Source organism: Xanthomonas sp. F4, assembly GCF_011761895.1.
The window spans coordinates 84856-101631 of record NZ_JAASQX010000005.1; the positions used below are offsets into that span (position 1 = coordinate 84856).

14 protein-coding genes are annotated in these 16776 nt (G+C 70.4%); 6 read left to right on the forward strand and 8 right to left on the reverse strand.

Annotated elements, in window-relative coordinates; genetic code table 11:
- Positions 1–57 precede the first annotated feature (57 nt).
- Positions 58–2295 (reverse strand): glycine--tRNA ligase subunit beta, encoded by a 2238-nt coding sequence (gene glyS / locus FHR66_RS16185; protein ID WP_167087950.1) that lies wholly within the window; start codon positions 2293–2295, stop codon positions 58–60.
- 154 nt (positions 2296–2449) lie between these two features.
- The gene (glyQ, locus tag FHR66_RS16190) at positions 2450–3358 is read right to left on the reverse strand and encodes a glycine--tRNA ligase subunit alpha (protein ID WP_160967134.1); all 909 of its coding nucleotides are present in this window, start codon (positions 3356–3358) and stop codon (positions 2450–2452) included.
- A gap of 75 nt (positions 3359–3433) precedes the next feature.
- Here glyQ and FHR66_RS16195 point away from each other — a divergent pair, with 75 nt between their 5' ends.
- On the forward strand, positions 3434–5254 hold the full coding sequence (locus FHR66_RS16195; protein WP_160967132.1) for a GspE/PulE family protein: 1821 nt from the start codon (positions 3434–3436) through the stop codon (positions 5252–5254).
- 162 nt (positions 5255–5416) lie between these two features.
- Here FHR66_RS16195 and FHR66_RS16200 read toward each other — a convergent pair whose 3' ends face one another.
- Entirely contained in the window at positions 5417–6355 is a 939-nt protein-coding gene (locus FHR66_RS16200; RefSeq protein ID WP_456361772.1) for a substrate-binding domain-containing protein, read from the reverse strand.
- 132 nt (positions 6356–6487) lie between these two features.
- On the opposite strand from FHR66_RS16200, the gene FHR66_RS16205 reads away from it, so the two are divergent.
- A complete protein-coding gene (locus tag FHR66_RS16205) occupies positions 6488–7258 on the forward strand; it encodes a glutamine amidotransferase (protein ID WP_160967130.1) in 771 nt (256 codons plus the stop codon).
- A 47-nt stretch (positions 7259–7305) separates the two neighbouring features.
- The gene (locus tag FHR66_RS16210) at positions 7306–8205 is read left to right on the forward strand and encodes a BPSS1780 family membrane protein (protein WP_160967128.1); all 900 of its coding nucleotides are present in this window, start codon (positions 7306–7308) and stop codon (positions 8203–8205) included.
- A gap of 145 nt (positions 8206–8350) precedes the next feature.
- Here FHR66_RS16210 and tatC read toward each other — a convergent pair whose 3' ends face one another.
- The 4 genes from tatC to FHR66_RS16230 form a co-directional block, all read right to left on the reverse strand.
- Positions 8351–9091 carry a twin-arginine translocase subunit TatC gene (tatC, locus tag FHR66_RS16215; RefSeq protein ID WP_160967126.1) on the reverse strand — a complete coding sequence of 247 codons (741 nt, stop codon included), beginning with the start codon at positions 9089–9091 and terminating at the stop codon, positions 8351–8353.
- Positions 9088–9621 carry a Sec-independent protein translocase protein TatB gene (gene tatB, locus FHR66_RS16220; protein WP_160967124.1) on the reverse strand — a complete coding sequence of 178 codons (534 nt, stop codon included), beginning with the start codon at positions 9619–9621 and terminating at the stop codon, positions 9088–9090. Before tatB ends, tatC begins: the two co-directional genes overlap by 4 nt.
- Before the next feature lie 15 nt (positions 9622–9636).
- Positions 9637–9867 (reverse strand): Sec-independent protein translocase subunit TatA, encoded by a 231-nt coding sequence (gene tatA / locus FHR66_RS16225; RefSeq protein WP_019798768.1) that lies wholly within the window; start codon positions 9865–9867, stop codon positions 9637–9639.
- Between the two features lie 125 nt (positions 9868–9992).
- Positions 9993–10889 carry a lipid-binding SYLF domain-containing protein gene (locus FHR66_RS16230; protein ID WP_160967122.1) on the reverse strand — a complete coding sequence of 299 codons (897 nt, stop codon included), beginning with the start codon at positions 10887–10889 and terminating at the stop codon, positions 9993–9995.
- Positions 10890–11056: 167 nt separating this feature from the next.
- Between FHR66_RS16230 and hemH the strand changes: the two genes are divergently transcribed.
- From hemH to FHR66_RS16245, 3 genes are all read left to right on the forward strand, one after another.
- Positions 11057–12016 (forward strand): ferrochelatase, encoded by a 960-nt coding sequence (hemH, locus tag FHR66_RS16235; protein WP_160967120.1) that lies wholly within the window; start codon positions 11057–11059, stop codon positions 12014–12016.
- The gene (locus FHR66_RS16240; RefSeq protein ID WP_160967118.1) at positions 12013–12855 is read left to right on the forward strand and encodes an alpha/beta fold hydrolase; all 843 of its coding nucleotides are present in this window, start codon (positions 12013–12015) and stop codon (positions 12853–12855) included. Before hemH ends, FHR66_RS16240 begins: the two co-directional genes overlap by 4 nt.
- A 240-nt stretch (positions 12856–13095) precedes the next feature.
- Positions 13096–15285 (forward strand): methyl-accepting chemotaxis protein, encoded by a 2190-nt coding sequence (locus FHR66_RS16245; protein ID WP_160967116.1) that lies wholly within the window; start codon positions 13096–13098, stop codon positions 15283–15285.
- A gap of 677 nt (positions 15286–15962) precedes the next feature.
- On the opposite strand, the gene FHR66_RS16250 is transcribed toward FHR66_RS16245, so the two are convergent.
- On the reverse strand, positions 15963–16754 hold the full coding sequence (locus FHR66_RS16250; RefSeq protein ID WP_160967114.1) for a M48 family metallopeptidase: 792 nt from the start codon (positions 16752–16754) through the stop codon (positions 15963–15965).
- Positions 16755–16776: the final 22 nt, after the last annotated feature.

The window sequence follows — 16776 nt, forward strand, 5'->3', positions numbered from 1 at the left end:
TGAAACGAGAACGGGCCGCGCTAGGCGGCCCGTCTCTCGTTACGGCGGCGCTGACGCTTACGCCGACAGGTGTTCGATCGCCGCGACGCTGCCGAGGCGGTCGCCCAGACGCTTGAGCAGGGCCAGGCGGTTGCGGCGTAGCGCCGGGTCGTCGGCGTTGACCATCACGCCGTCGAAGAACGCGTCCACCTGCGGACGCAGCCGCGCCAGGAAGTTCAGTACGGTGACGTAGTCGTGTTGGCGCAGCGCGCCGTCCGTCTCCACGATCGCCGCTTCCACCGCCTCGGCCAGCGCGCTTTCGGCCGGCTCGCGCAGCAGGGTCGGGTCGATCTGCCCCGGAATCTCGCCCTCGGCCTTGCGCAGGATGTTGCGGATGCGCTTGTTGGCCGCGGCCAGCGCCTCGGCTTCCGGCAAGGCGGCGAAGGTGCCGATCGCGTCGATGCGGCGGTCGAAGTCGTAGAGCGAACCGAACGCCGCGGTTGCGGTTGCTCCTGCAGCGCCCGCAGTGCCACCTGTAGGAGCGGCTTCAGCCGCGACCGAGAACAACGCGGCCACTGCATTGAACTGCGTCGCCGGCACGCCCTTGTCGGCGTAGTAGCCACGCAGGCGGTCGAGGATGAAGTCGAAGACCTCCTCGATCTCCGCAAGCGAGGTACCACCCGACTGCGGAACAGCGTGAGCGTCGGCACCCACGGCGCGCGCTTTCGCTGCGGCACTTTCGGCTTGCTTGGTCTTTTGCTCAGTCTTTGCGAAAGCAACTGCGTCCTGCGCTTTATCGAGCAGTTTCCGCAGATCTAGATCAAACCCACTCTCAATCACCGTCCGCGCCAACCCCAGCGCATTGCGCCGCAGCGCGAACGGATCCTTGTTGCCGGTGGGCTTCAAGCCGGCGGCGAACCCACCGGCCAGCGTGTCCAGGCGCTCGGCAATCGCCAGCACCTTGCCCAGCGGCGACAGGGCGATGTCGTCGCCGGCGAAACGCGGCTGGTAGGCCTCGTCGATCGCCAGGGCGATCTCGCTGGGCTCGCCGGCGGCGACGGCGTAGTGGCGGCCGGCGATACCCTGCAGTTCCGGGAACTCGTTGACCATGCGCGACTGCAGGTCGTTCTTGCTCAGTTCGGCGGCGCGGCGCGCCTGCGCCGGGTCCACGCCGACCTGCGCGGCGATCGCTTCGGCCAGCGCGGCCACGCGCTGCACCTTGTCGGCGATGCTGCCGAGCTTGGCCTGGTAGGTGACGCTGGCCAGGCCGGCGCCCATCGCTTCCAGGCCCTGCTTGAGGTCTTCGTCGAAGAAGAACTTGGCGTCGGCGAAGCGCGGACGGATCACCCGCTCGTAGCCCTTGGCCACTTCGGCGACGTCGCGCGAGACGATGTTGGCGATGCCGATGAAATGCTCGGTGAGCTTGCCGCCGTCATCCAGCACCGGGAAGAATTTCTGGTTGCTCTCCATGGTCTCGATCAGTGCTTCCTGCGGCACCGCCAGGAACGCCGGCTCGAACTTGCAAAGCACCGCCGACGGCCATTCGACCAGGTTCACCACCTGCTCCAGGTTGTCCTCGGCGATGCGCGCGCTGCCGCCGGCCTCGCGCGCTGCCTGCTCGACCTCGGCGACGATGCGCGCGCGGCGCACGTCCGGGTCCACCAGCACCTGCGCGGCCTGCAGGGCGGCCACGTAGTCGCCCGGCTGCGCCAGCGGCACCGGCGCGTCGTGCAGGAAGCGGTGGCCGCGGCTGTCGCGGCCCGCCTCCACGCCGAACAGCGGCATGGGCACCACCTCGCTGCCGAACAGCAGTACCAGCCACTGCACCGGCCGCGCGAAGCCGTAGTCGTGATCGCCCCAGCGCATCGGCTTGGGGATCGGCATCGCCGCGATCGCCTCGCGCAGGATCTCTGGCAGCAGCGTCGCGGTGCGCGCACCCGGGTTCACCGCACGGTGCACGAAGCGCTCGCCCTTGGCGTCGCTGGCGCGCTCCAGCGCGGTCCAGTCGATCCCGGCCTTGGCGGCGAAGCCCTGCAGCGCCTTGGTCGGCTGGCCATCCGCGTCCAGCGCGATGTTGACGTAGGGACCGAGCACTTCCGCGCGCTGCTCCGGTTGCTCGACGGCCACGCCCGGCAGCAGCACCGCCAGCCGGCGCGGCGTGGACAGCGGCTTGGCGTCGCCGCGCTCGACTGCGATGCCGCGCTTCTCCAGCCCGGCGATCACGCCGTCGAACAGCGCCTGGGCCAGGCCCGGCAATGCCTTGACAGGCAGTTCCTCGGTGCCCAGTTCGATCAGCAGGGGAAGGTGTTGGCTCATGTGTCAGACCTTGCTTAGCGGTTCCTTCTCCCTGTGGGAGAAGGTGCCCCGAAGGGGCGGATGAGGGTGCGGGCGCCTGGGGGGCGGAGTAGCCGGCCTTGCGTGCCGGCGTACCCTCACCCCAACCCCTCTCCCGGGGGGAGAGGGGCTTGCATCACTTCTTGACGCCGGGGAAGCCCAGCTTCTCGCGCTGCGCGTAGTAGGCCTTGGCCACCGCTTGTGCCAGCGCGCGCACGCGCAGGATGTAGCGCTGGCGCTCGGTCACCGAGATCGCGCGGCGTGCGTCGAGCAGGTTGAAGGCGTGGCTGGCCTTGGTCACCTGTTCGTAGGCCGGCAGCGGCAGCCCGACCTCGACCAGCGCCTGCGCTTCCTGCTCGCACGCGTCGAAGCGGTGGAACAGTTCGGCCACGTTGGCGTGTTCGAAGTTGTACGCGCTCTGCTCCACCTCGTTCTGGTGGTAGACGTCGCCATAGGTGACCGGCGTGCCATCGGGGCCGTAGGTCCACACCAGGTCGTAGACGTTGTCGCAGTTCTGCAGATACATGCACAGGCGCTCGAGACCGTAGGTGATCTCGCCCAGCACCGGCTTGCACTCCAGGCCGCCGGCCTGCTGGAAGTAGGTGAACTGGGTGACTTCCATGCCGTTGAGCCACACTTCCCAGCCCAGGCCCCAGGCACCGAGCGTAGGCGATTCCCAGTTGTCCTCGACGAAGCGCAGGTCGTGCACCAGCGGATCGATGCCCAGCGCCTTGAGCGAATCCAGGTACAACTGCTGGATGTTGTCCGGGTTCGGCTTCATCGCCACCTGGTACTGGTAGTAGCGCTGCAGGCGGTTCGGATTCTCGCCGTAGCGGCCGTCGGTGGGGCGGCGGCTGGGCTGCACGTAGGCCGCATTCCACGGCTCCGGTCCGAGCGCACGCAGGAACGTGGACGGATGGAAGGTGCCGGCGCCCACTTCCAGGTCCAGCGATTGGATCAGCACGCAGCCGTGCTGCGCCCAGAACTGGTTGAGGGTCTGGATCAGACCCTGGAACGTGATCGGTACGGACCGGATGACGGACATCTAGCAGGGGCCGGTTGAGGGGTGCGCTAGTATAGCGACCGACTCGCGGGGACTTCCGCGCACCGGACCTGGACCATGGATTCGCGCCCTGCCGCGCCCCCCGCGTCGTTGCCCGCCGAGCCCGCCGTGGCATTGCCGCCGGGCCGGTTGAGCTTCGAGCGCGTGGCCGCCGCACTGCTCGCCGACGGCCTGGTCGCGCCGGCCGAACGTGGTCGCGTGCAGTTCTCGGCGCAGACCGCGCGCACCGTCAGCGACGTGCATCCGCTGGTGCTGCTGTCCAATCTGAAACTGGCCGCGACCCGTCCGCCGGGCAGCGAGCTGAGCCTGGAACGGCTGACCGAATGGCTGGCGCAGCGCTGCGGCCTGCGCTACCTGCGCATCGATCCCACCCGGGTCGACGTGGCCGCGGTCACCGGCGTGGTCTCGCACGCCTACGCGCGCCGCCACCGCATCCTGCCGCTGGCCCTGCAGCCCGAGCGCCTGCTGGTGGCGACCAGCGAACCGCTGGCGCTGGACTGGCTGGGCGACGTGCAGCACCTGGCGCGGCGCCGCATCGAAGTGGTGGTGGTCAACCCGCTGGACCTGCATCGCTACACGATGGAGTTCTTCGGTGTGACCCGCTCGGTGCGCGGCGCCAAGGACGGGCGCACCGAACAGAGCAGCGGCCTGCCCAGTTTCGAGCAACTGGTGGAACTGGGCCGCGGCGGCGACGTCAACGCCGACGACCACCACATCGTGCACATCGTCGACTGGCTGCTGCAGTACGCCTACGAGCAGCGGGCCAGCGACATCCACCTGGAGCCGCGGCGCGAAGCCGGGCGCATGCGCTTCCGCATCGACGGCGTGCTGCACAAGGTGCTGGAAGTGCCGCCGGCGGTGATGACCGCCATCGTCAGCCGCATCAAGGTGCTCGGGCGCATGGACCTGGCCGAGCGGCGGCGGCCGCAGGACGGCCGCATCAAGACCCGCTCGCCGGGCGGGCGCGAGACCGAGATGCGCCTGTCGACCATGCCCACCGCCTTCGGCGAGAAGTGCGTGATGCGCATCTTCGATCCTGATGCCGCGTTCAAGAGCGTGGACCAGCTCGGCTTCAGTCCGCAGGAAGCGGCCGGCTGGAACGCGCTGGTGGAACGCCCGCACGGCATCGTGCTGGTCACCGGCCCCACCGGCTCGGGCAAGACCACCACGCTGTACTCCACGCTCAAGCGCCTGGCCACGCCGGACGTGAACGTGTGCAGCGTGGAGGACCCGATCGAGATGATCGCCACCGAGTTCAACCAGATGCAGGTGCAGACCAACATCGACCTGGATTTCGCTAGCGGCGTGCGCACCCTGCTGCGGCAGGACCCGGACATCATCATGATCGGCGAGATCCGCGACCTGGAAACCGCACAGATGGCGGTGCAGGCCTCGCTGACCGGACACCTGGTGCTGTCGACCCTGCACACCAACGATGCGCCCTCGGCAATCACCCGCCTGCTCGACCTGGGCGTGCCGCACTACCTGGTCGCCTCCACCCTCAACGGCGTGCTGGCGCAGCGCCTGGTGCGCACCCTGTGCGGCCACTGCAAGCGCCCGCACACGCTGGAGCCGCACGAGTGGGACGCGCTGCGCGAGCCGGGCGAGGCCTTGCCCGAGCCGCTGCAACCCTACGCCCCGGTCGGCTGCCTGGAGTGCCGCCGCACCGGCTACCTGGGCCGGGTGGGCCTGTACGAACTGCTGCCGGTGACCCCGCGCCTGCGCACCCTGATCCGCGCCGACATGGACCTGGCCGGCTTCAGCCGCGCCGCCCAGGACGAGGGCGTGCGCACGTTGCGCCGCGCCGGCCTGGAAAAAGTGGCTGCAGGGCTGACCACCATCGAGGAAGTGCTGTCGGTGTTGCCGCCGCGGGAGTGAGCGGGCGGGGCGGCGTGGTCGGCATGGGTCTCCTCGCGCGCTGGTCTGCCGCACACGATGCGCTTGCGGGAGCGCCTCGCCAAGCCGCGACCAAAGAGAGTGAGGCGCGCCGCCCACATGTCGGATGAGACGCCGTCCGCAGCGCCGTGATTCGTGCCGCCGTTATTTCTTCCCGGCCATCGGCGTGAGGCCGCTCTCCGCGATGGCCTTGGCCGCCGCAGGAGACGCCAGGTAATCCAGCAGCGCCTGCGCCGCCTGCGGCTGCGTGCTGGCGGTGGCGACGGCGCCGGAGTACAGCGTCATCTGCTGTGCCTGCTTGGGGATCAGGCCGACGATGGCGATGCCCGGAACCGGCTTGAGTTCGCTCAGTTGCTGGAAACCGAGTTGCGCTTCGCCGCGCGCGACCACTGCGCCGACCGGCTCGGCGGGAATCATCCGCGCCTTGGCGGCGAAGCCGGCGCCGAGCCGCATCCGCGGGAACAGCGTGCGCGACAGATAGACGCCGCTGGCGCTGTCGGAATAGGCCACCGATTGGCTGTCGAGCAAGGTCTTGCGGAAGGCCTCCATCGTGGAGATGTCCGGTTTCGGTGCGCCCTGTTTGACTGCCATGGCGATGTAGGACTCGCCCAGGTCCACGCGGCTGGCGGGGCGCGCCTGGCCGTTGGCCACCAACTTGTCGAGCGCCGCGCCGACCATCAGCAGCACGTCCGCCGGCTCGTGCCGGGCGAGGCGGTTGGGAATGGCCTGCCGCGTGTCGCCCATCGACGGCGCCGCCTCGATGTGCAGCGTGACGCCCGTGGCGCATTCGTAATCGGGCGCGACGGCGCGGATCGCGCCCATGATGCCGCCGGAACTGAGCACCGTCAGCGTCGTGGGCTGGGCGGGACGGCCGGACTCCGGCGCCGCCGCCACCGATGCGGACACGCTCAGCAGCGTGGCCAGGACCAAGGAAATCAGCGGACTGCGCATATCGAACCTGCCAGGAAGGAAGAGCGACAGCCTGCGCGCGCCGCGCTGAAGCGGATGGGAAGCCGTGGCCGCGCACCGACCCGACCGCATGCCCCGCCGGATCGCTTGTGCGCCACCGCGCTGCCATCCCACCGCGGCTCCGTCATGCCGGGGATCAGGCCCGGCCGCGTCGCGGCCGCCTCCCCTTGCTCGCAGTTATATGCTTATGCCATCGGCTGCATCGGTGCTTGAAAAAAGCCGCGCGCTGCCGTCTAGAATCCCACCATGCCGTTGGCTTCTCCCGTCCGTCGCCGTGCTGCGCCCTTCCTGATCCTCGAAACCGGCGAACCGGTGGCGACGATGCGGCGCTACGGCCGCTTTCCGCACTGGATTCGTGTCGCCGCCGGCCTGGCCGAGCGCGAGACGGTGGTGGCCAATGTCGCCGCCGGGGAGGACTTGCCGGCGCGGGGCGACTTCGCTGGGGTGATCGTCACCGGCTCGGCGGCGTTCGTCACCGACCGGGCCGACTGGAGCGAGCGCTCGGCGGCCTGGCTGCGCGAGGCCGCCGAGGACGGCACGCCGCTGCTGGGCATCTGCTACGGCCACCAGCTGCTGGCGCACGCGCTGGGCGGGGAGGTCGCCTACAACCCGGCCGGGCGCGAATCGGGCACGGTGCACATCGAACTGCATCCCCCCGCCGCCGAGGATCCGTTGTTCGCCGGCCTGCCGGCGCGGTTCCCTGCGCATGCCACGCATCTGCAGACGGTGTTGCGCGCGCCGGCCGGCGCCACGGTGCTGGCGCGCTCGGCGCAGGACCAGTGCCACGCCTTCCGCTGGGGCGAGGCGACCTGGGGCCTGCAGTTCCATCCGGAGTTCGCCACCCACCACATGCGCGGCTACGTGCAGGCGCGTGCCGACTGTCTACGCAGCGCCGGACGCTGCGCCCGTACCATCGCCCGCGAGGTCAGCGCCGCACCGCTGGCACGCAAACTGTTGCGGCGCTTCGTTCAGCACGCACGCGGGCAGCACAGCAGCGGCCAGGCAAAACCGCGATAATCTGTGCAGTCGCCGCGCTGTACGGCGTCCCCCACTTCGGATTGGCAATGATCGAGATTCGCAAGCTGCCGGCCTCGGCCGGCGCGGAATGGCTGTTGGCCGGCATGTCCCTGCTGCGACGGGCGCCGTGGGCGTTGGGCCGGCTCGGACTGGTCTGGGGCCTGGCGGCGCTGATCGCGCTGTTCCTGGGCGTGCTCAACCCCACCCTGGGCATGTTGGCGCAACTGCTGATGGGCTTGGCCGGGCCGCTGCTGTTCGGCGGGCTGGTGTGGGCCGTGCGCGAGGTCGACCAGGGCCGCAGCGCCGAGCCGGCGCACCTGCTGCAGGGCCTGCAGGGCGGGCGCACGCCGAACCTGCTGGTGGCGCTGCTGCCGCAGGTGGTGGTCGGGCTGGCGCTGGCGCTGCTGGCCGTGGTGGTGATCGGTCCAGGCGGGCTCGAACAGCTGACCACGGTGATGAACAAGCTCAACGAGTTGGGCCAGTCCGGCGCGCAGCCGGATCCGCTGCAGGTGGAGCAACTGGTCGCGACCCTGCCGGCGCTGCGCATCCTGCTGTGGCTGATGCTGGTGGCGGTCGGCTTCGTGGCGGTGGCGCTGACCCTGTTCCTGTTCGCGCCGCAGGTGATGTTCGACGGCCGCAACGGCATCGCCGCGATCGGTCACGGCCTGCGCGCCTGCCTGCACAACCTGCCGGCGATGCTGGTGTTCTTCGTCCTCGCCTTCCTGGCCATGTTCGCGTTCTATTTCGCGCTGACCGTGGTGATGCTGGTGCTGCAGTTCCTGGTTGGCACCGCGGTGGCGGCCCTGGTCGCGCAGTTGCTGCTGATGGCGCTGCTGATGCCGGTCCTGGCCGGGATCGTGTACGCGGCCTGGAAGCAGATGTTCGTGCACGCCGGCGATGCCGCGCCGGCGGTGCCGCCGCCGCCTTCGAACGTCTTTGTGGCTTGAGGGCTGGGATTCGGGAGTGGGGATTCGGGATTCGTAGAGCGACAGCAACAGCAAAAACGGCCCCTCGGGGCCGTTTTGCTGTGTGCAGGCGAGCGCTATCTGGTCCTAGGATGCGTCAGACGCAGCGAACCGCTCCTACGAATCCCTACTCCCGAATCTCCACTCCCGGCTTCTTGGTCACCGCCGCCGCGGCGATGATGCCCAGCTCGTACAGCAGGCACATCGGGATCGCCAGCATCAGCTGCGAGACCACGTCCGGCGGGGTCAGGATCGCCGCCAGGACGAAGATGCCGACCACCGCGTAGCCGCGGCCCTCGCGCAGTTGCTGCGGGGTCACCCAGCCGAGCAGGGCCAGGATCACCAGCGCCACCGGCAGTTCGAAGCTGGCGCCGAAGGCGAAGAAGATCGCCAGGACGAAGTCCAGGTAGGCGCCGGCATCGGGAGTGAGCTGGATCACGTCCGGCTTGAACGTGGTCAGGAAGTGGAACACCGCCGGCAGCACCAGGAAGTAGGCGAAGCCGCAGCCGAGGTAGAACAGCAGCACCGCCGAGGCCAGCAGCGGCAGCGCCAGGCGCTTCTCGCGCTGGTACAGGCCAGGGGCGACGAAGGCCCAGGCCTGGTACAGCAGCCACGGCGCGGACACGAACAGGGCCAGGAAGAACGCCAGCTTGAGCGGGGCGATGACCGCGCCGGCCGGGTGCGTGGCGATCACGCTCTGGCCCACCGGCAACTGCGCCAGCATCGGCTCGGCCAGCCAGGAGTACAGGCGCTTGGAGAAGGGCAGCACCACCACCACCACCACGCCCAGGCCGATCAGCGCGCGCATCAGCCGCGCGCGCAGTTCGATCAGGTGTTCGATCAGGCTGCTTTCGGCTTCGACGTTCATCGTGGTGCCTCCGGCTCACTGGAGGGCGGCTGGACGCTGCCCGTCGCCGTGGCGGAGGGCGCCGGATGTGGCGCGGCGGCACCGCGCGCGGCGGCCGGCACGGCGGACGCTGCTGGTGCCGTCGACGGTGGCAGTGGCGTGGCCGAATCGACAACGCGCGGCGTCGAAGTGTCGGTTGCGGCGGCAGCCGCTGGCGGCACGGCCGCCGAAGCGCTGTCGGCAGGCGGCACCGGCGGGTGCGGGTCGATCTCGCGGCGCAGCGCCTCGGTCTGCCGCTGCAGTTCCTCGCTGCCGTCGCGAAACTGGGTCTCGGCCTGGCGCAGCGAACTGTGCACGTCGTGCAGGCTGCGCTTGAGTTCCTCGGCTTCCAGTTCGCGTTCCAGTTCCTGCTTCACCGAGTCCCACTGCGCGCGGGCACGGCGCACCCACAACCCGGCGAAGCGCGCGGCCTTGGGCAGGCGCTCGGGGCCGAGCACCACCAGGGCCACCACCGCGATCACCAGCAGTTCGCTGAATCCGATATCGAACACGCCGGCGGTGTCCCGTCAGTGCGCGTCGCGGTCGCGCTCGGCCTGGGTCTGGCGGGACGGCTCGCTGCTGCTGCGCGTCTCGTCGCCGAGCTGGCCGGCGGGCTTGTCCTCGTCGCGCATGCCTTTCTTGAATTCCTTGACCGCGTTGCCCAGATCCTTGGCGCCGCTCGTCAGCCGCTTGGTGCCGAACACCAGCAGCACGATCACCAGCACGACCAGCCAGTGCCAGATGCTAAGACTGCCCATGATCCGCTCGCAGAAAAGTCGTAAGGAACCCGCAGGATAACGCACCGCGCCGTGCCGCGTTACCTTTCCCGGCCGTGCAGGCATGCCTGCACGGCGGGATGGACAGGTGGCGTTGGGAACGACGCTCAGCGATCGCCGTCGAGCTTCTCGGTACGGATCTCGCCGTCGGACACCGGCTGGAAGCCCTGCTGCGCCGGTTGTGCCTGGCCCTGCAGGGGGACGGTGCTGGCGGCGGCGTCGGGTGCGGCGGTCGGTTCCGGCGCGGCCTGCGGTGCCGGCATGGCCGGTGCCGGGGCTGCGGTCGAATCGCCGCTGCTGTCGGTGCCGCGGCTCTGCCGCGCGGCGTAGGTGGCTTCCTCGAGCTTGTCGCGGAAGGCGACGATGTCGTTGGACGGCCGGTTCGTGGTGCGGCCTTCGAAGATCATCCGCGGGGTGGTGTTGGGGCCGTAGGCGTTGAGGTCGGCGGCATCGTCGATCTGCAGCGCGGCGCCGTCGAGGGCGACGCCGGCGAACAGGCCGCGGGCGCGCGACCACGACCAGATCTCGGCCTTGAGCTGGCCGTCGGTGGCCGCGGCGGCGTTGCGCCCGACCGGGCCGGCGGCGACGCCGGCATCGGCGCCGAGGGTGAACTTGCCGTTGACGATGTTGTCCAGGCTGCGGTCGTTGCGGAACACCAGCACCACGTCGGAGGACTGCACGCCGACCTGGAAGCCGATGCTGCCGCCGGTGAGCTTGACGAACACCGGATTGGACCAGGTGCCATCGGGGCGCTTGACCGACATCAGGCCATGGCCGCGACGCCCGCCGATCACCAGGCCGGCCTTGAGCGTGTCCGGGATCACCACGATGGCGCGGCCCTCGTCGAGCAGCTTGTCGGGGATGGACTGTTCGGGGATCTTCTGGATGTCGGTCAGCACGCGCAGCGCATTGCGGGCGCGCTCGTCCTCTTCCGGACCGGCCACGGCGTGGCCAGCGAACAACACGGTGCTCATCAACAGGGCGAGGCGCGGCAGGAGGGGCATGGCGGGCTCCGAAGTAGGTCCGCAGCAAGATACTGCAAGTGCTTGAACTTAGTCACAGGGCAATGAATCGGCAATGAGTGGTGCCGGCGCCATGCACAGGCGCCATCGATCGCCGCGATCGAGCGGATCGACACGCCGCGACGCGCGCGCTCTGCCACAATGCGCGCATGTCCGACGCACCCGAGACCGCCATCCTGGTGGTGAATCTAGGCACGCCCGAGGCGCCGACCGCGCCTGCGGTCGCCCGTTATCTGGCCGAGTTCCTCGGCGACAAGCGCGTAGTCGCGATCCCGCGGCTGTTCTGGTGGCCGCTGCTGCACTGGGTGATCCTGCCGCGGCGCTCGCCCAAGTCGGCGGAGAAGTACGCGCAGGTGTGGCTGGCCGACGGCTCGCCGCTGGCGGTGTACACCCGGCGCCTGGCCGAGGGCATGCAGCGCGAACTGCCCGGGCACCGCGTGGCCTGGGCGATGCGCTACGGCACGCCGGCGTTGGCGCCGGCCCTGGACGCGCTGCGCGAGGCAGGCGCGCGCCGGATCGTGGTGCTGCCGCTGTACCCGCAGTATTCGACCACCACCACCGCCTCGATCGAGGACGTGGTGCAGGCCTGGCAGGCGCGCCATCCGCAGCTGCCGGTGCACCTGATCGAGGACTACCCGACCGATCCGGCCTGGGTCGCCGCGGTGGCGGACAGCGTGCGCGCGCACTGGGCGCAGCACGGCCGCGGCGAGCGCCTGTTCTTCTCGTTCCATGGACTGCCGCAGCGCGTGGCCAACAACGGCGATCCCTACCCGCAGCGCTGCGAAGCCAGCGCGCAGGCGATCGCCACCGCGCTGGGCCTGGAGGCCGGGGAATGGGAGCTCGGCTATCAGTCGCGCTTCGGCGCCGAGCGCTGGCTGCGCCCCTACGCCGAACCGCGGCTGTGGGACCTGGCCGCGCAGGGGGTCAAGCAGGTGGACGTGATCTGTCCCGGCTTCGCCACCGATTGCCTGGAAACCCTGGAAGAAGTGGCGATGGGCTTCGTCGAGACCTGCGCCGAACGCGGCATGCAGGTGCGCTACATCCCCTGCCTCAACGACGCCCCGGCGCACGCGCGCGCACTGGCACAGCTGGCGGCCCGCGCCGCATGAGTTTGCGTCCCTTCGCCTGCCCGTCGCGGGTGGGCGCGCTGGCCGGGCTGCGCAGCGGCAATCCGGATGGACCCAAGGCGCTGGCCTTGCACGGCTGGCTCGACAACGCCGCCAGCTTCGTGCCGCTGAGCCGGCACCTGCCGCAGTTGGACCTGGTGATGCTGGACCTGCCCGGCCATGGCCACAGCAGCGCCTTGCCCGAGGGCGCCGAGTACCTGCTGGCCAGTGCCCTGCATCCGGTGCTGGACGCGGCCGATGCGCTGGGCTGGGAGCGCTTCGTGCTGATCGGCCATTCGATGGGCGCGGCCATCGCCAGCCTGCTGGCCGCCGCGGCGCCGCAGCGCATCGAGAAGCTGGTGGCGATCGAGATGCTGGGCGGCCTGGCCGAGAGCGAGGACGGCGCGGTGGCACGGCTGCGCAACAGCGTCGCCAGCACTCGCCGCGCCAACGCCGCACCGTTGCGCGTCTTCCCCGACCTCGCCGCGCCGGTGCGCGCGCGGATGCTGGCCAACCAGCTCAGCGAGCCGGCGGCACGGTTGCTGGTGGAACGCGGCGTGCGCGCGGTGGACGGCGGCTACGTGTGGCGCAGCGACCGCCGCCTGACCTTGCCGACGGCGATCCGTTCGACCGAGACACAGATGCAGGCGCTGCTGGCCGGCATCGAGTGCCCGACCGCGGTGGTGTTCGCCGATCCGGCGCAGGACATGCTGCCCGAGCCGCTGCGCCTGCAGCGCGCGGCGTGCCTGCGCGACGGCCGCGTGCACACGCTGCCCGGCACCCATCATCTGCACATGGAACAACCGGCGGCGGTGGCCGCGTTGCTGCACGACTTCCTCTGAGGCGGCCGCGGCGGCGCGCGCTCGCCTGGGCACGCGTGGAGCGCCGCGCGCGCTGCACGGCCATGCTGCCGGACAGCGCGCACGCATCCTGCGACGCAGTGACCGCTAGCGCTGCGCAATACGCCGCGGTCGTCCTCCTCCCGGCGTCACAGTTCGGCATGTTGTCGCCGTGCCGTCGCGTTTCGGAAAACTTCGGCGCACAGCGTAGCGGGCACCCTTCGCCCTGACGCCGCACTTCCGATGATCCGCCTCCTTCGCCGCTACCGGGTCGGCCCGCGCCTGACCTTCGCCTTCGCCGCCCTGCTGTCGATCTGCGGCGCCCTGATCGTGGCCAGCCTGGCGTCGATGGCGCTGGCGCGGCATCAGCTCGACGACATCGCCCTGGACAAGATGGAGAAGATCCGCCTGTCCAACGCGATGGTCGCGGCGCAGGCGCGGCTGGAGATCGGCTTGCTCAACGATGTCATCCTGACCAATCCCGACGAGAAGCAGGCGGTGGTACGCGCCATCGGCGCGGCCCAGCAGGACTACGCGCAGGCGCGGCGCAAGTTGTTCGCGATGCGCCTGGACCCGGCCGACCGCACCGGCGCGCAGTTGCGCGCGGCGATCGACAAGGCCTATGCGCAGGTGCAGCCGTTCCAGTCGCAGGTGCTGGCACTGGCCGCCGACAATCAGAACCTGGATGCGCAGACCCTGCACCTGTACACCCTGCAGCCGCTGCTGGCGCAGTGGCAGCACGCGATCCAGCGCAATGCCACGCACCTGCGCACGCTCAGCGACGGTTCCTATGCGCAGGCGGTGACCACCATGGCCCATGCGCGCTGGCTGCTGCTGCTCGGCGGCGGCCTGTTGCTGGCGGTCAGCGCCTGGCTGGGCTGGTGCATCACCCAGAGCCTGGTGCGGCCGCTGCGCGAGGGCACCCGCGTCGCCGCGGCCATCGCCGCCGGCCAGCTCGACGCGGTGGTGCCGGCACAGGGCAACGACGAGGCCGCCGACCTGCTGCGCAGCATGCAGACCATGCAGACGCAGCTGCGCGCGGTGCTGGCCGAGCAGCGGCAGATGGCGCAACAGCATGCCGACGGCGCCATCGCCTGCCGCGGCGACGCGGCGGCGTTCCCCGGCGACTACGGGCAGCTGCTGCGCGACGCCAATGCGCTGGTCGACCTGCACGTGGGCACCGCGCAGTCGATGGTGGCGCTGATGCGGCGCTACGCCATCGGCGATCTCAGCGAGGACATGCCGCGCCTGCCCGGCGAGCAGGCGGCGATCTCCGAGGCGATGGATGCGATCAAGGCCAACCTCGGCACGCTCAGCCGCGACATCTGGCACCTGGCCGAGGCCGCCGCGGCCGGCGACTTCAGCGCACGCGCCGACGTGGGCGCGCACCAGCACGATTTCCGCATCATGCTCGAGAGCCTCAATCAGTTGATGGCGACGGTGGACGGCAACCTGGGCGAGTTGTCCGGGTTGCTGCGCGCCATCGCCAGCGGCGACCTCGGCGTGCGCATGCGCGGCGACTTCCGCGGCGTGTTCGCCGACATGCGCGACGACGCCAACGCCAGCGCCGACCAGCTGGCGGCGATCGTGGCCGGCATCCAGCACGCGGCCGCGGCGATCGACGCCGAAGCCGGCGCCATCGCCGGCGGCCATCAGGACCTGTCGCAGCGCAGCGCCGAACAGGCCGGCACGCTTGAACGCACCGTCCGTGCGGCGGCGCGCCTGACCGAGACCGTCCGCCAGAACGCCGCCCATGCGCACCACGCCAACGAGCTGGCCGACGCGGCAGCGACGGTCGCCGGTCATGGCGGTGCGTCGATCGACGCAGCGGTCGGTGCGATGCAGGGCGTGGAAGTGGCCTCGCGCAAGATCGGCGAGATCATTGGGGTGATCGACGGCATCGCCTTCCAGACCAACATCCTGGCGCTCAACGCCGCGGTCGAAGCCGCACGCGCCGGCGAGCAGGGCCGCGGCTTCGCCGTGGTCGCCAGCGAGGTGCGCGCGCTGGCGCAGCGCTCGGCCGATGCGGCCAAGGAGATCAAGCGCCTGATCGAGGCATCGGTGAACCAGGTCGCGGTGGCGTCGGCGCAGGTGCACGATGCCGGCAGCACCATGGGCCGCGTGCTCGCGTCGGTGAGCGAGGTCAATGCGCTCATGGCGGGCATCGCGGCGGCCTCGCAGGAGCAGGCCGCCGGCATCGACGAAGTCGGCCAGGCGATGGCGCAGATGGACCGCAGCACCCAGCAGAACCTGGCGCTGGTGGAACAGGCCACCGCGGCCTCGCGTGCGTTGGAGCAGCAGGCCGGCAGCCTGAGCGAGGCGGTGGCGGTGTTCCGGTTGGCCGACGCGGCAACGCCGGTGCCGCACGCGGAGGAACCGATGCTGGCGATCCAGCCTGCGCCCGTCGGTTTCGAGTACGCGCGCAGCGCCTGACCGAAGGCGGCTGTCGGGCGGATCGGGCGCCATGCGCGCAGCGCCGGCGGTGCCGTGTGTCTTCCGCCGCCATGCCGAATGCGTGGCTGTCAATGCGTGGCTGTCAGGGGCCTGCGGACAGCGGTGTAGGTGTGCTCCCTACACACTCAAAGTGAAGCTTGTGTGTAGAAAAATTTTCGCTTAAGTTGCGCCCACGCCTGCCGTCAACAGGCGTAGACGCGATACGTCCTGTGTACGCGGCTCGATCCCGGCGTCCTGACATGCCGGCGTAGCGCCGCACGGACCGTACCGCCTCGCTGGCGCCGGAGGACGCGCCTGATTCGCGGTAGGCGGGAGGAGAGGGGGCCTGCCGGGCGCTGCATGGAGTTCTGCTTCCGCAGCGCTGGGGTGACACATCGCGATGCGACCGCATCGGCGCCCACTCGCACGCTCATCCCTCTTGTTCGCATCTCCGCTTGCGCGCCATGTCGTGCCGCAGCGCAGCATGTGTGCCCGATTCGCTCCCCAACCACACCCTCACCGCTCACGCCGATCACATCGCGTTGTTCGGCGTTCAGTCGCGGGCCGGGCGCAACCGCCGCAGCGTCTTCCGTGCCCTTCGAAGAACGTGCTTTCGCCCAAGCCGACGTGTGCAGCCGCTGCTACGGCGCGTTTGCCACCGTTCGTGGATGCGCGCTTCAGTCGCGATCCGGACGCAGCAGCCAGCGCAGATGCGCCTTGAGCTGGCGGCCGTGCTGGTGGAACCAGGTGCGCTCGGCGCGCCAGTCCGGGAAGCGTGTTTCCACCTCGTGCCAGAACGCCGGCGAGTGATTGGCCTGGATCAGGTGACAGAGCTCGTGCACCAGCACGTACTCGAACGCCGAGGGCCGCCCCAGCACCAGCGCCAGGTCCAGCGCCATGCTGCCGTCGGGCGCCAGCGAGCCCCACTGCGAGGACATGACCTTGTAGCGCACCGCGCGCGGGGCGCGCGGCAGCGATGGCAGGTATTGCGGCAACCAGCGGCCGACGTCGGCGCGGGCCTGGGCTTCGTAGAAATCGCGCAGCGCCCGGCGCAGCGCCGCATCGCCGCCGCGCGGCGGCAGGTGCAGGTGGGCCACGCCGTCGGCGACCTCGATGCGCGCGTAGCGCGCGTCGTGCCAGGCTACCGGCAGCGACTGCCCGCGCAGCGGCAGTTCGCCCGCTTCGCCCGGCCGCAGCGGCGTCAGCGTCTCGGCAGCGACATAGCGCGAGAGCTGCTGCGCCAGCCACTGCCGGTTCTCCAGCAGGAAGCGTTCGCCGGCGATCAGGCTGGCGCGCAGCGGCAGGGTCAGCCGCGCGCCGCGTTCGTCCACGCTGAGCTTGATGCGCCGTGCGCGCGGGTCGCGCACGCGCAGCACCTCGACTTCGCGCTCGTCCAGGCGGAAGCGGACGAGGTCGCGTTCGACGGCCGCCGGGGGCGGCGCGATCAGGCGACGGAGCAGATCGGGCATGGGCACAGCATACCGCCGGCGC